Origin of the sequence: Pseudomonas iranensis (assembly GCF_014268585.2) — a bacterium.
Classification (GTDB): domain Bacteria; phylum Pseudomonadota; class Gammaproteobacteria; order Pseudomonadales; family Pseudomonadaceae; genus Aquipseudomonas; species Aquipseudomonas iranensis.
Genome location: NZ_CP077092.1, coordinates 2,671,902 through 2,686,510 on the forward strand (window position 1 = coordinate 2,671,902; position 14,609 = coordinate 2,686,510).

Sequence of the window (14,609 nt, forward strand, 5' to 3'; positions counted from 1 at the left end):
TTACCTGCAATTCAATCGTCAAGTTCTCTCGATTGTTACGTAGTGGCACAAAGCTATGAATCCTGTTTCTTCAAAAGTAATAAAGTGCACCCATCCCTATATACGCAAGGGATATTATTTGGGGCTTGAAGCGGATGTGTACGTTTGCGTTACATGCGGGGTGAGTCGGCCATCGGCACAATGGCCGGATCTTGAGCGGCGGCGCAAGGCTGCACAGGAAGGAAGAGGCCCGTGAATACGGGCCTCAGTACTGTTCCGATAAAAGAGCACAAACGCTCTTAGCCTGCGAGCATCAAACTTGCGATGCCTTGATCAACAGCGAACCGCGCCGGCGCATGAGGGCGTAATAAGCGCACGCAGGGCACAGCAAGCCAACGCCCACGCCAGGTCGACGCCTTGCAGGCTGGTGGCAACAGGCCCGACGTACATCGAGGTGTTCATGAACGGAATCTCCAGAGCAATGGTGCAAAGGAATACTGCGATTGCTGTCCAGTTCACCCGACCGTAGATACCTGCCGGATCGAAGATGTCGGTAATCCGGTAAACGCCTTTGCGCAGCGCGTAGTAGTCGACAAGATTGATCGCCGTCCAGGGGATCAGAAAGTAGCTCATGAAAAAGATGAAATTCAGGAAGAACTGCAGAAAGTCGCCCTGCGCCAGAGGGCTCAACGGGCTCAGGTCGCTCACCGCCTGAGCAGCCAACAGCGTGTTGCTGACGAAAAAGCCCAAGTAGATAAGCATGACGAACAGCAGCGGGACGATGGCGCCGAAAACCCCGAATTGTGCCCGGCTCTGGATCATCTGCGGAATACCCAGTCTCGGCCCCTGCGCGGAGTGCGAAGCCATGAAGATTGCACCAATCAGCGAACCGATAAGGATCGATAGCGCACTCCAGAAAAGATTGAGTCCCAGGCTGATGGGCAACACTCCAGCCGCTACCGTGGTGATGTTGGCGTTGGCACCAAACCAGACGAAGAACAGGGAACGGGGCCGACCGTGACGCTCGCTCTCTGGGATAAAGTCGATGCTGCGTTTTTCAACTTTCATGTCTGTTCTCCTTTCAGCAGGCGTCGACGAGGCGGCGTTGAAAGCGCGCTACGACTTGTGGGAATTCATCTGGCTGGAAGGCGAGGTGATCGGGTTCTGCGGTTCGAAGCGATGTTGCCGGCTCGTTGTTCCAGCGTCTCGACAACTGCTCGGTGGTGAAGAGCTCCAGCCCGTACAGCCAGTTGGAAAGGATGAACAGTGCCGAGTAATGCGCTCCCTCTGTAGTCGCACTACAGGCGTCAGCGACAAGGCTGATCTGGAAGTCGTGCTGATAGGCGTCGAACAGACTGCTCATGACACACACATCCGTCAGCACGCCGATGATATCTCCAGATTTGCCGCGATCAACGCCGCGCCGTGCGCGTACTCACATCCACCCAGACCGCTAAGACCAGAATGCTGCCCTTGACGATCATCTGCCAGTAGCTATCCACGTCGAGCATGGACATGCCGTTATCCAGGCTGGTAATCACCAGTGCGCCGAGGAGGGCGCCGTAGACGGTGCCGGAGCCGCCGCGCATGGAGGTGCCGCCGATGAAGCAGGCGGCGATGGCGTCGAGCTCGCCCATGCTGCCGGCGGACGGTGAGCCGGCGGCGAGGCGTGCGGTGTTGACCACGCCGGCGAGGGCGCACATCACGCCCATGATGCCGAAAATCCACAGCTTGACCGCCTGCACATTGATGCCTGACAGGCGCGTGGCTTCCATGTTGCTGCCGACCGAATAGACCCGGCGGCCGAACACGGTCTGGCTGGTGACGTAGCTGAACACGCCGAGCAGAATCAGCAACAGCAGCACCGGCACGGGAATGCCGCCATAGCTATTGAGGGTCTGAACAAAACCCGCCAGCACCGCGCCGATCACCAGCACGCGCACAACATCACGCACCAGCGAATGCGCCGCCAGGCCATGCAAGGCGCGATTGCGTCGCTGCTTCCAGGTCAGAAAAATCGTCAGCACGAACAGCACAATCCCCAGACCGGTGCCGATCGCGTGGGGCAGATAACCCTGGCCGACGTAGACCAGCTCCGGCGATACCGGGGCGATGGTGGTGCCGCCGGTGATCCCCAGCAAAATGCCGCGAAACGCCAACATACCACCGAGGCCGACGATAAATGACGGTATGCGCAAGTACGCCGCCATGTAGCCGTTGGCGAGGCCGATCATCAGGCCGCACAGGGCGACCAGGCTCAGATTCGCCAGCAGCGGAATGTGATAGACCACGTCGAGTATCGCCGCGAGGCCGCCGAGCAGGCCGAGCAATGAGCCCACCGACAAATCGATCTCGCCGCTGATGATAACCAGCACCATGCCGCAGGCGAGGATGCCGGTGATCGACATCTGCCGCAGCAGGTTGGAAAGGTTGCGCGGAGTGAGGAAGCCGCCCTCGGTCTGCCAGCTGAAGAACAGCCAGATCAGCACCACGGCAAATACCAGCGCGAGCATCTTGTAGCGGGTGAACAGTTGTTTGACCTGATTCATTTACGCGGTTTTCCGATCATTATTGTTATGGCTGCCCGGCTGACTGAGGGCGGCGGCGAGTACCTGTTCCTGGGTCAGTTCATGGTTGACGAAGTCGCCGCGCAATTGGCCCTCGCCGATCACCAGCACGCGGTCGGACACGCCAAGCACTTCGGCCAGTTCCGACGAAACCATGATGATCGACACGCCTTCGGCGGCCAGCGCGCCCATCAACTTGTAGATCTCATACTTGGCGCCGACGTCCACGCCTCGGGTCGGCTCGTCGAGAATCAGTACGCGCGGTTTGGCCAGCAGCATTTTCGCCAGAACGGCTTTCTGCTGGTTACCGCCCGACAGGCTGGTGATCGGCAGGGACGGACTTGCGGTCTTCAGATGCAGACGGGAGATTTCCCGGTCGATGCAGCCCAGCTCGGCTTCGGCATCGATGCGGGTCATTTTCGAATAGCTCTCGAGCACGGCGAGGGTGATGTTCTGACCGACACCGAGATCGGGAATGATGCCCTGACGCTTGCGATCTTCGGGCACCAGGCACAGGCCGGCGCGGATCGCTTTCAGCGGCGTGCGCGTGTCGATCGGTCGGCCGTCTAGCCAGACTTCGCCTTCGTGACGGCCGGGGTAAGCGCCGAACAGTGCGGTGACCAGTTCGGTGCGGCCGGCCCCGACCAGCCCGGCAATGCCGAGGATCTCGCCGCGCTTGAGGCTGAAGGAAATGTCGTCGACCCGTTTGCGCTTGGGGTTGTCGACGTCGTAGCAAGTGATGTGACGCGCCTCGAAAATCACCTCGCCAATCTCATGCGGCTCGCTCGGATAAAGGTTGCTCATTTCGCGCCCGACCATCTGCGTGATGATCTGCGGAATGTCCATGTCGGCCATGGCGGTGGTGGCGATGTGTTTGCCGTCGCGGATCACCGAAATGGTGTCGCACACGGCGGCGACTTCATCGAGTTTGTGCGAGATGTAGACGCAGGCGACGCCCTTGGCCTTGAGGTCGCGGATGATGTCGAGCAGCACTTCGATTTCCGAACGGCTCAGGGCCGAGGAGGGCTCGTCGAGAATCAGCAGACGCGCCTGTTTGTTCAGGGCCTTGGCGATTTCCACCAGTTGCTGATAACCGCCGCCGTACTGCGAAACCGGCAGCGACACGTTCATGTCCGGCACTTTCAATTCACGCATCAACGCTTCGGCGCGGTGGATCATCGCCGGGTAGTTCATGCGCCCGCCCGGCAGCGTCAGCTCATGGCCCATGAAGATGTTTTCCGCCACCGACAAGTCCGGCACCAGGGTCAGTTCCTGATGGATGATGACGATGCCGGCGGCTTCGGTTTCGCTGATCGACTGCGCCCGGAGCGGCTGCCCGTCCCAGAGGATTTCGCCGTCCCAGGTGCCATGGGGATAGACCGCCGAAAGGATCTTCATCAGCGTCGACTTGCCGGCGCCATTCTCGCCGCACAGGCCCACGCATTCACCGGGCCGGACCTTGATGTCGATGCCGTTGAGCGCTTTGACACCGCCGAAGGTTTTGACGATGCCGTTCATTTGCAGCAGATAGTCGGACATGGAAAAGGCTCGTATACCAAGGACTCAAACACCACTGAACCTGTGTGGGAGCGAGCCTGCTCGCGAAGGGGCCTTTTCAGCCAGAGCTTTACTGACTGACACTCCGCTTTCGCGAGCAGGCTCGCTCCCACAGGTCTGATCAAGATTTACGACCGGATCACTGCCCGGCAATCTGCGCCTTGGTGTAGAAGCCGTCCTGTTCGAGCAAGTCGATGTTGTCCTTGGTCAACGGCGTTGGCGTGAGCAGGATGGTGTCGACTTTCTTGCTGCCGTTGTCGTACTGCGAGGTGTAGGCCGGTTTTTCGTTGCGCGCCAGTTGCACCGAGAGCTTGGCTGCTTCGGAGGCGATGAGTTTCAGCGGTTTGTACACGGTCATGGTTTGCGTGCCGGCGATCACGCGTTTGACTGCTGCGAGGTCGGCGTCCTGACCGGAAATCGGCACCTTGCCGGCCAGCTGCTGCGCGGCCAGTGCCTGGATGGCACCGCCAGCGGTGGCGTCGTTGGAGGCGACGATGCCGTCGATTTTGTTGTCGTTACGGGTCAGGGCGTTCTCAACGATGCTCAGCGCTTCGGTCGGGTTCCATTCCTTGACCCACTGCTGGCCGACGATCTTGATATCACCCTTGTCGATGGCCGGTTGCAGCACCTTCATCTGGCCTTCACGGAGGATCTTGGCGTTGTTGTCGGTGGGCGCGCCACCCAGCAAGAAGTAATTGCCCTTGGGCGCCGCTTTCAGCACGCCGCCGGCCTGCATCTCGCCGACCTTTTCGTTATCGAAGGAGATATAGGCGTCGACATCGGCGTTGAGAATCAGCCGGTCGTAAGACACCACTTTGATCCCGGCTTTCTTCGCTTCGGCCACCGCATTGGTCAGCACCGTGGCGTTGAACGGCACGATGACGATCACATCGACGCCACGAGAGATGAGGTTTTCGATCTGCGAAATCTGCTTCTGCTCGTTGGCGTCCGCCGATTGCACGAAGACTTTGGCGTCCATTTTTTCTGCCGCCGCGACGAAGTAATCGCGATCGCGCGACCAGCGTTCCAGACGCAGATCGTCAATGGAGAAACCGATTTTCGGGTGGGTGGCGTCGGCCATTACCGGCAGGGCCAACAACGCCAGGGCACTGGCCAACAGCGTACGTTTCAAGTTCTTCATGGTGGTGCGTCCTTTTATTTTTGTTGGAAAGACACGGCCTGACGATGAATCGGGCTGGTAGAACTGTAGAGAATCTGCCGACGCAGCAGGCACAGAATTGTCGTGCAATTGTCACAGCGTCGTTGCGTCGGCAGCCTCCCTTGGCGATCAGCGATACAGGTAACGGTTGACGATGTTTTCGAGCATTTCCTGGCGGCCGCTGACGGCTTGCGGGTTCAACTCGTTGCTGAACGCGTGCTCGGCCAGCGACTCGAGATTGAAGTCGCCCGCCATCACCGCTTGCCCGAACGGCTGACGCCAGCCGGCGTAGCGTTGGTCCTTGAGCACTTGCAGTTGATCGTTCTCGACCATCGCGGCGGCGCGTTCCAGCGACAAGGCCAGAACGTCCATGGCGCCAACGTGGCCGTGGAACAGGTCGATCTCGTCGAGGCTCTGCCGGCGCACCTTGGAGTCGAAATTGAAACCGCCATTCTTGAAACCGCCGGCCTTGAGGATTTCATAGGTCGCCAAGGTCATTTCTTCGACGCTGTTGGGGAACTGGTCGGTGTCCCAGCCGTTTTGCGGATCGCCACGGTTGGCGTCGATGCTGCCGAAAATCCCCAGCGAGGCGGCAGTGGCAATTTCGTGATGAAAGCTATGGCCGGCCAGGGTCGCGTGGTTGGCCTCGATGTTGACCTTGATTTCCTTCTCCAGACCGTACTGCTGGAGGAAGCCGAACACCGTGGCGCTGTCGTAATCGTACTGGTGCTTGGTCGGCTCCTGCGGCTTGGGCTCGATCAGCAGGTCACCGGTGAAACCGATCTTGTGCTTGTGCTCGACCACCATGCGCATGAAACGCCCGAGTTGTTCGCGCTCGCGTTTCAAGTCGGTATTGAGCAGAGTTTCGTAACCTTCACGACCGCCCCACAGCACGTAGTTGGAACCCTTGAGCCGATGGGTGGCATTCATTGCGCTGAACACTTGCGCGGCGGCGCAGGCGAACACTTCCGGATCGGGATTGCTCGCGGCACCGGCGGCGAAACGCGGATTGCTGAAGCAGTTGGCGGTGCCCCAGAGCAACTTGATGCCGCTTTGTTCCTGATGCTGTTCGAGGCGATCGACCATTTGCGCGAAGTGTTCGCGGTACTCCTTCAGCGAGTTGCCTTCTGGGGCGACGTCCGTGTCGTGAAAGCAGTAGTAATCGATGCCCAGTTTGCTGAAGAACTCGAATGCGGCTTGAGCTTTGCCGATGGCCAGTTCCATCGGTTCGCCACTGCGTTGCCATGGGCGTTTGAAGGTGCCGGCACCGAACACATCGGAGCCCGGCCAGACGAAGGTGTGCCAGTAGCAGGCGGCCATGCGCAGGTGTTCGCGCATGGGTTTGCCGAGGATCAGCTTGTCGGCGTCGTAGTGACGGAATGCGAGGGGCGAATCACTGTTCGGGCCTTCGTAGCGAACCGGCTCGATATTGGGGAAATACTGCATGGACCTTGTCCTTGTTGTTCTTGGCGGTGTCTCGATACTAGCAACGGCCCCGTGCCCGCTGATTATGAAAAGCCTCAACTGCGAGTGCGATTTTGCGTATTGAGCTTCAGCGCGCGCAGGCCTAGTCTGTGTCCATCGTCGCCGCGACATGGCGGCCCGGAACAAAAATAATTTGAGGCCGCTTTCGCGAGCAGGCTTGCTCCCACATTTGATTCGTGTCGTTCACAAAACCGTGTGGGAGCGAGCCTGCTCGCGAATGGCTTGACGCAAAATCCGGATACTGAATGAAGAGCCTACCGCCCGTGCACCGCATCGCCCTGTTGTTCAACGGCAGCAAGATCTACGACCGTGGCATCATCAGCGGCATTGGCAACTACCTGAGCAGCACCCGCGCTTCCTGGGACCTGTTTCTGGAAGAGGATTTTCTCTGCCGCCTGAAAGGCATCGAGCGCTGGCAGGGCGACGGGATCATTGCCGACTTCGACGATCCGCTGATTGGCGAGGCGCTGGCCGACATTCATTTGCCGGTGGTGGCGGTGGGCGGTTCCTACGAGGATGCTCGCGCTTATCCGAAAGCGATTCCCTATGTCGCCACCGATAACAACGCATTGATCACCCTGGCTTACTCGCATCTGGTCGAGGCGGGGTTGCAGCGCTTTGCCTGTTTCAGCCTGCCGGAAGCGCAGGCCAATCGCTGGGCGCAGGAGCGGGAAAAGGCCTTTCGCAAACTGATGCAACGAGACGGCCTGCACGCCGAGATCTATCGCGGCATGGGCACCAGCGCGCCGCTGTGGGACAGCGCCGTCGAACAACTGATCGCCTGGCTGCACAGCCTGCCGAAACCGATCGGCATCATCGCCGTCAGCGACGCCCGCGCCCGGCAGTTGCTGCAAGCCTGCCTGACCGCCGGCATTGCCGTGCCCGAGCAGGTCGCGCTGATCGGCATCGATAACGACCCGCTGACCCGCAGCCTGACTCGCGTACCGCTGAGTTCAGTGATTCAGGGCACCGAAACCATGGGCCGCACCGCTGCGCAATTGCTGCACCAGATGCTCCACGGCATGCCGTCCACCGGCACGCAGATTCTGATTCCGCCGGACGCGGTCAACGTGCAGGTGTCGAGCCTGCACCAATCGCTGGGCAATCCCTACGTCATGCAAGCGCTGCTGTTCATCCGCCAATATGCCTGTCAGGGCATCAAGACCGCGCAAGTGGCGGCGTATGTCGGGGTGTCGCGCTCATCGCTGGAAGCGCATTTCCGCGCCGAGCGCGGTTGCAGCGTGCATGACGAGATTCTGCGTTTCAAACTGGCGGCGGCTACCAGCGGTTTGAAGAACACCGATGCGGCGATTGCCGACATTGCCCAGGCCTGCGGCTTCAAGTCTGCGCAATATCTGCACACGGTGTTCCGTCGCGAGTTCGGCTGCACGCCCCGCGAATATCAGCAGGGCGGGGCGTAGCGCTGCGAAGACTTACGCCAGCGCAGCGGCACTGGCTCTGGAGCGCCAGGCGAACGTCAGCACCATCAGCAGGCCCAGACCAGCCATCGCCGCGCCGGCCAGGGAAATCGCCGGATAACCCAGCCCGGCATTGATCACCGCGCCACCCAGCGCCGCGCCGATCGCGTTGCCGAAATTGAACGCGCCGATGTTCACCGCCGAAGCGAGATTCGGCGCGTCTTTGGCCGCTTCCATCACGCGCATCTGCAGCGGCGGCACCAGAGCGAAGCTGGCGATACCCCAGATCAGAATGGCCACGGCGGCCGGCAGCGGCCAGCGCATCAGCACCGTGAACGCCAGCAACACCACAATCAATGCGCTCAGCGACACGATCAGGGTGCGGTCGATCGAACGGTCGGCAGCCTTGCCACCCCACATGTTGCCCAGCGTCAAACCGATTCCGAACAACACCAGCATGGCGGTGATGAACGCGGCGGACGCGTGGGTTTCGCTGCTGAGAATTGGCGCGATGTAAGTGAACACAGTGAACATTGCGCTTGAGCCGACCACGGTCAGGGCCAGCGCGGCCAGTACCGGACCTCGGCCTAGCACACGAATTTCCGCCAGCGCCCCCGCGCCTTGCTCTGCTTTCAGATTGGGCAGGGCGAACCACAAGGCGATCATGGTCAGCACGCCGAGGCCGGTAATGCCCCAGAACGCCGTGCGCCAGCCAAACAGGTCACCAAACCAGGCTGCCAGCGGCACACCGCCGATGGTCGCCAACGTCAGGCCCATGAACATCGCCGCCACGGCGCCGGCACGTTTTTCCGGCGCGACCACGCTGGCGGCGACCACGGAGCCCACCCCAAAGAACGCACCGTGATTGAGCGAGGTGATCACTCGGGCGACCATCAGGCTGGAGTAATCGGTGGCCAGCGCTGACATCAGGTTACCCAAGGTGAAAATCGCCATCAGCCCGATCAGCAGATAGCGCCGCGGGATCTTGCCGGTGGTCAGGGTCATCAGCGGCGCGCCGAGCAGCACGCCCAAGGCGTAGGCACTGACCAACAACCCCGCAGCGGGAATGGAAACGCCGAGATCGGCGGCGATGCCGGGCAACATGCCCATCGGCGCGAACTCGGTGACGCCGATGCCAAAGGCGCCGACAGCGAGTGCAACAAGTGGTGGATTGATACGCATGGAAAGTCTCCTCATCTATGCCGCCAATGCTACGATCCATCGTTTTCCGGCGGTAGATGGCGATTTTGGCAATCACCTTTGCGTAAGAGGCACGAATGGACTTCAACGGCAGGTCAGGGGAAATGAGTGTGTTCGTCACCGTGGCGCAGGAGGGCAGCCTCTCAGCGGCTGCGCGTGCGCTGGGGCTGACGCCTTCGGCGGTCAGTCGGATCATCGCCCGCGCCGAACAACGACTCGGCACTCGTCTGTTGCTGCGCACCACCCGCGCGCTGACGTTTACCGCCGAGGGCGAGGCCTTCCTGCGCGGTGCCCGGCGAATTCTTGCCGACATGGACGAAGTGGAAGGGGCCATTACCGATCAAGGCGTACCCAAGGGCCGCTTGCGTGTCAGTGCCGCCCTTGGCCATGGACGGCTGACCATTGTGCCACTGGTCGCAGCCTTCACTGCCCGTTACCCGAACATCGTCGTTGACCTCAGCCTTGGCGACGAAGTAGTCGACATCCTTGCCGGTCAGGCGGACGTCGCCATCCGCTTCGGCCATCTGCCCGACAGCCCGTTGACCGCACGCCGGCTCGGCCACACCGGCCAGGTCGTGGTGGCATCGCCCGACTATCTGCAACGTCATGGCACGCCTCAGCAACCCGAAGACCTGCTCAAGCACAACTGCCTGCGCTTCAACTTCCGCCGCGCCGAAGCCAACTGGCCGTTTATCCGCGACGGCAAGGAGTTCTCGCTGAAAGTCAGCGGCAACATCGAATGCAGCAGCGGCGAAGCACTGGCCCAGTTCGCCAGGCTCGGCGCAGGCGTTGCGCGCATTGGCGAGTTCACCGTCAGGGAAGACTTGCAGCGCGGCACGCTGATCCCGCTGCTGCAAACGTTTAACCCGGGCGATGAGGAGCCGATTCATGCGGTGTTCGTCGGCGGCGCGGCGATGCCGGTGCGGGTGCGGTTGTTTGTGGATTTTTTGCTGGAGCAGCATCGGATGTAAGCGTGCCGGTCGGATTCAGCGAGTCGTCCTTGACCCGCAGGCTGGCGGCTAGATTGTCGGGATGGTCCCGCCGTCGATCACAAATTCACTTCCTGTGATCGACGCCGCTCGCGGCGACGCCACTAACCCGATCAGCTCAGCCACTTCTGCTGGCGTCGATGGGCGGCCGAGCGGGATACCGCCCAAGGCTTGCATGATGATGTCCTTGCCACCCTGATAGTCAGTGCCTGCCTCCTGCGCGAGTCGCTCGGCCAATGCCACCGAAGCTTCGGTTTCGACCCAGCCCGGGGAAACCCGAACCACACGGACCCCTTTGGGCGACACCTCTTTCGACAGGCTCTTGCTGTAGGTCGACAGCGCAGCCTTGGCCGCCGCGTACGCTGTGGTGGATTCCGGCAGTGGCAGTCGACTCTGGATGGAGGTGACATGGATCACCACGCCATCCCGGCGCTCGAGCATGCCTGGGAGCAGGGCGCGATCGAGGCGCACCGCTGGCAGCAAATTCAGATTGAGCTCGCGTTGCCACTGCTCCTCGTCCAGCGCTGCAAAACCACCACCGGGGGCCGACGAGCCACCCAGAACATGGATCACTATGTCGACGCCGCCCAGTTGCTGTTCGACCGCAGCGATGAGTAGGTCACAACCTTCCCGGGTCGAAAGATCAGCCGCAACCAGCAGTGCGCCCGGCATTTCGACATCCACTTGCCGAGCCGAAGTGATGACCTTTGCCTCCTCGGCCAGGAACCACTCGACCACTGCTTTGCCGATTCCCTTGGTGCCGCCAGTGACGAGGACCCGCTTGCCAGTCAATCCTGAATTCAGCATGGCGAAATCTCCAGCGCTCGGAATTGATGGGTCGCGTCGTAGATTTCTCTCTCGTCGATGACCGTGACATACGTCTGCACGACGGCGGGAAGTTGAAGGTTCATTGGCTGACTCCTGATTGATTAACTGGAGTCATCTTGCTGGGCTGCAGATAGTTTGTTCAACTGGGACAAAACTTAATGACCTATCCCGTAAATCAGGACAATCCATGGTTCAGGATCGCTTGGCCCTCAATGAACTGGACGCCGTCATAGCCGTGGCGCGAAGGGGGTCGTTTCGCCAGGCCGCCATTGATCTCGACGTCTCCACCACCGCGCTGAGCAACACCATTGCGCAACTGGAAGCGCGCCTCGAATCGCGCCTGTTCAACCGCACCACCCGCAGCGTCGCCATCACCGAAGCGGGGAGAGTGTTTCTCGAACAGGTGGGGCCAGCCTTGCAGGATTTGCGTGCGGCACTCGACGCAGTGCGCTCGCAGAACGCCGGGCCCTCGGGCACGTTGCGCATCAACGCCTTCGCCAGTGCTGCGCGTTCGGCGTTGCTGCCACTGGTGATCGAGTTTTTGCAGCAGCATCCGAAAGTCCATATTGACCTTGTAACCGAAGGCCGGCTGGTGGATATCGTGGCTGACGGCTTCGATTTCGGCGTGCGCTCGGCAGGCCTGGTGCCCAACGACGTGATTGTGGTCCCCGTAGGGCCGCCGCAGCGGTACGCAGTGGTCGGTTCGCCAGCGTACTTTGAACAACAGGGCAAACCGCGCACGCCGTCCGATCTGCCCGGGCATCGATGCATCCGCGTGCGACTGCCGAACGGGGCGATTTTCCCTTGGTATTTCGAGCGCGACGGCGAAGTCATTCGTCTGGATGTAAGCGGGCCGCTGACCCTGGATGAATCGAGCGTGGTCAAGGTGGCGGTGCAGGCGGATATGGGGCTGGGCTTTTTCATGGAGCAGGACGTTCGTGACGAAATCCGCAGCGGCGAGTTCGTGCAGGTACTCGAGGACTGGACCCCGCCCCGAGACAGGTTGTGCCTGTACTACCCGAACCGCCGCAATCCCTCTGCGGCCGCCAGGGCATTCATAGAGTTGGCGCGCGCCAGTCAGGCTTGACCCGGCACGGTATTCAGGCGATCAAGCCCAGTGTCAGCCCCTTCAGGGTGGCGGCTGCACGGGTCGAGCATTGCAATTTGCGAAAGATGCTTTCCATGTGCGTGCGTACCGTGCTCGGACTGATAGCCAACAGTTGCGCGACTTGTTTGTTGCTGGCGCCACGGCTGATTTCCAGAAGAATGCGGCACTCACGGGCTGTCAGCAGCGTAGGCTTGGGTTGCCGCAGGCGGCGCTCGCCACTGGCGGCAGCAATGACCGCTTCGCAGACATCGTTATCGAACAGGCCACGGCCGGCATCCTGTCTGAGTAGCGTGGCGGCTGCGGCTTCGTCGTGGGCTGTTCGCCATGGCCGGGCTTGCCTCAACGCTACCCAGGCGACCGAGGTGGCGAACAGCCGATGTCCGGCATTCAGTGCATCACCCGCCACGCCGCGAAAATAGCCGCTGCCATCGAGCCGTTCATACGCGTGGGTGGCTATCTCGGCGGGCGCGGCCAGTTCCATTACCGGCCTGAGCGCCTGTTGCGTCCAGTAAGGCACCAGGCGCACTCGCTCTGCCGCACCGTAGGGCAGCGGCCCTGGGCTATTCCATAGGTGATTGGAAACGGCTGCGCGGCCGAGACCGTAAATCAGCGCGGACTTGCCAATGTTTGCCAAAGTCGGTTCACCCAGCCCCCACAGGCGCGCAGCTTCCATGGCGACATGGGCGACCTGACGCGAATGCCCGGCCAGCCATGGCAGCTTCAAGTCAATGACGTCTCCGACCAAAGTCAGCGAGACACGACGCTGCTCAGGCACGGGTTCAACTTTAGTGGAAAGCGTTTCGAGTTCCGCCAGCCAGGCCTTGGCATTAGCCACCAGCAACGACACCAGCGACGCTGGATAGCGCCGATCCGACTGCTCGTTGATCCAGCGCAACGCCGCGTCCAGGCCGTGAGCGCGAGTGAGAATATCCAGGTCACCGGCCATGACCACCTGATAGGCGACCTCCGGGATGTGTTCATGGCTTACGCCCAACGGTCGGCCAGTGCCGTCGTAAGTTTCGAACACCCGACACAGGCCCGCTTCGACGGCGGTTCCGAGCTGGAGGGTTTTGGCGATTGCACCGGACACTTCACAGTGCACCACGGCCAGCGGGGTTGCCTGATGCACCGCGTTCATCTGTTCATTGCCGAGGGTCAGATCGAGCATTGCGCGGCGACCATCGACGTCGTCGCCCAGCAGGTCGGCAAAGCCTTCGGCGTTGGCCGTGCACCCAGACCAGCGCAGCAAGGCAATCTGCTCTGCAACCTGCAAATGCTCACCGGCGCCGTGGCATGCCTGCGCGAGCATCCGCGCCAAAGCGGCAACGCGCCGGGAATGACCGAGCGGTTGCCCCATGCTGAGGTCACCGACCTGGGCGATGGTTGCCAGTGCGCCGTCCAGCGAGATGTCCAGTTGCAAGCCACTATCCATGAAAAATGCCCCGGGGTCGGATAATTGACCGATGCCCACAACGCAGGCCAGTCAGCAGAATCTGAACTCCCGAACAGGAGCTCATCCAATGAAAACAATCAAATCGAAATTCGCCACCGTCGCCTTTGCCCTGGCCAGTACCTTCTTGGCCGGCGCCAGCCACGCGCAGGATACAACGCCTTCGGTGGTGATCGTACACGGCGCCTTCGCTGACGGTTCCGACTGGGCCAAAGTCGTGCCACTGCTGCAAGCCAAAGGCGTGGCCGTGACCGTTGTGCAAAACCCGCTCACCTCGCTGGCCGACGACGTTGCCGCCACGCGCCGCGCGCTGAACAACCAGCAGGGCAAGGTGGTGCTGGTCGGTCACTCCTGGGGTGGCACGGTGATCACCGAGGCTGGCAGCGACCAGAAAGTGAGCGCTCTGGTGTATGTCGCCGCCTTCGCGCCAGAGGCCGGGCAAACCAGTGGCGAACAGGGTAAAGGCGCGCCGACGCCGCCGGGCATCAGTCAGATCAAGGCTGACGGTAACGGCTTCCTCTATCTGACCCCCGAAGGCATGGCCAAGGACTTCGCTCAGGATCTGCCGGCCGCGCAAACTGCCGTCATGACTGCCACGCAAGGACCGATCAAGGCCTCGGCTTTCGAAGATAAAACCACCGTTTCGTCCTGGAAAACCAAGCCGTCCTGGTACCTGCTCGCTACCGAAGACCGGATGATTCATCCCGACGTCCAGCGTTCTGCCGCCAAGCGTATCGGTGCGAGCCTTGCAGAGGTGCACGCCAGCCATGTCCCGCAGCAGTCGCAGCCGGCCGAGGTCGCCGCAGTGATTCTCAAGGCCGTGCACAGCGTTGCTGAACAGTGATCGCGCCATCGAAGGGGAGCGGGCG

The 14,609-nt window shown here is 61.2% G+C and carries 12 protein-coding genes and 1 pseudogene; 4 read left to right on the forward strand and 9 right to left on the reverse strand.

The features are described 5' to 3' along the window. Positions 1-292: 292 nt before the first annotated feature. From HU724_RS12050 to xylA, 6 genes and pseudogenes are all read right to left on the reverse strand, one after another. Positions 293-1,047, reverse strand: a pseudogene (locus HU724_RS12050) (cytosine permease). 13 nt (positions 1,048-1,060) lie between these two features. Then, positions 1,061-1,363, reverse strand: a complete 303-nt coding sequence (locus HU724_RS12055) for an isochorismatase family protein (RefSeq protein ID WP_225927680.1) — start codon at positions 1,361-1,363, stop codon at positions 1,061-1,063. A 28-nt stretch (positions 1,364-1,391) separates the two neighbouring features. Then, positions 1,392-2,528: a sugar ABC transporter permease gene (locus tag HU724_RS12060; RefSeq protein ID WP_186568967.1), complete on the reverse strand. Its 1,137-nt coding sequence runs from the start codon at positions 2,526-2,528 to the stop codon at positions 1,392-1,394. Continuing rightward, positions 2,529-4,085 carry a D-xylose ABC transporter ATP-binding protein gene (xylG, locus tag HU724_RS12065; RefSeq protein WP_110599153.1) on the reverse strand — a complete coding sequence of 519 codons (1,557 nt, stop codon included), beginning with the start codon at positions 4,083-4,085 and terminating at the stop codon, positions 2,529-2,531. It abuts the gene before it with no gap. Positions 4,086-4,242: 157 nt separating this feature from the next. After that, the gene (gene xylF / locus HU724_RS12070) at positions 4,243-5,244 is read right to left on the reverse strand and encodes a D-xylose ABC transporter substrate-binding protein (RefSeq protein ID WP_186568968.1); all 1,002 of its coding nucleotides are present in this window, start codon (positions 5,242-5,244) and stop codon (positions 4,243-4,245) included. Between the two features lie 147 nt (positions 5,245-5,391). After that, the gene (gene xylA, locus HU724_RS12075; RefSeq protein WP_071171939.1) at positions 5,392-6,708 is read right to left on the reverse strand and encodes a xylose isomerase; all 1,317 of its coding nucleotides are present in this window, start codon (positions 6,706-6,708) and stop codon (positions 5,392-5,394) included. 284 nt (positions 6,709-6,992) lie between these two features. Between xylA and HU724_RS12080 the strand changes: the two genes are divergently transcribed. After that, entirely contained in the window at positions 6,993-8,168 is a 1,176-nt protein-coding gene (locus tag HU724_RS12080; protein ID WP_186568969.1) for a XylR family transcriptional regulator, read from the forward strand. Between the two features lie 12 nt (positions 8,169-8,180). Here the strand turns inward: HU724_RS12080 and HU724_RS12085 are convergent, their stop codons facing one another. After that, entirely contained in the window at positions 8,181-9,347 is a 1,167-nt protein-coding gene (locus HU724_RS12085; RefSeq protein ID WP_186568970.1) for an MFS transporter, read from the reverse strand. Between the two features lie 95 nt (positions 9,348-9,442). Here HU724_RS12085 and HU724_RS12090 point away from each other — a divergent pair, with 95 nt between their 5' ends. After that, the gene (locus HU724_RS12090; protein WP_186568971.1) at positions 9,443-10,336 is read left to right on the forward strand and encodes a LysR family transcriptional regulator; all 894 of its coding nucleotides are present in this window, start codon (positions 9,443-9,445) and stop codon (positions 10,334-10,336) included. Positions 10,337-10,384: 48 nt separating this feature from the next. Here HU724_RS12090 and HU724_RS12095 read toward each other — a convergent pair whose 3' ends face one another. Continuing rightward, on the reverse strand, positions 10,385-11,161 hold the full coding sequence (locus tag HU724_RS12095) for an SDR family oxidoreductase (protein WP_186568972.1): 777 nt from the start codon (positions 11,159-11,161) through the stop codon (positions 10,385-10,387). A 208-nt stretch (positions 11,162-11,369) separates the two neighbouring features. On the opposite strand from HU724_RS12095, the gene HU724_RS12100 reads away from it, so the two are divergent. Further along, entirely contained in the window at positions 11,370-12,269 is a 900-nt protein-coding gene (locus tag HU724_RS12100; RefSeq protein WP_186568973.1) for a LysR family transcriptional regulator, read from the forward strand. Positions 12,270-12,282: 13 nt separating this feature from the next. Here HU724_RS12100 and HU724_RS12105 read toward each other — a convergent pair whose 3' ends face one another. After that, positions 12,283-13,722, reverse strand: a complete 1,440-nt coding sequence (locus HU724_RS12105) for an HD domain-containing phosphohydrolase (protein WP_186568974.1) — start codon at positions 13,720-13,722, stop codon at positions 12,283-12,285. A gap of 88 nt (positions 13,723-13,810) precedes the next feature. On the opposite strand from HU724_RS12105, the gene HU724_RS12110 reads away from it, so the two are divergent. Beyond that, positions 13,811-14,584 carry an alpha/beta fold hydrolase gene (locus HU724_RS12110; RefSeq protein ID WP_186568975.1) on the forward strand — a complete coding sequence of 258 codons (774 nt, stop codon included), beginning with the start codon at positions 13,811-13,813 and terminating at the stop codon, positions 14,582-14,584. Positions 14,585-14,609: the final 25 nt, after the last annotated feature.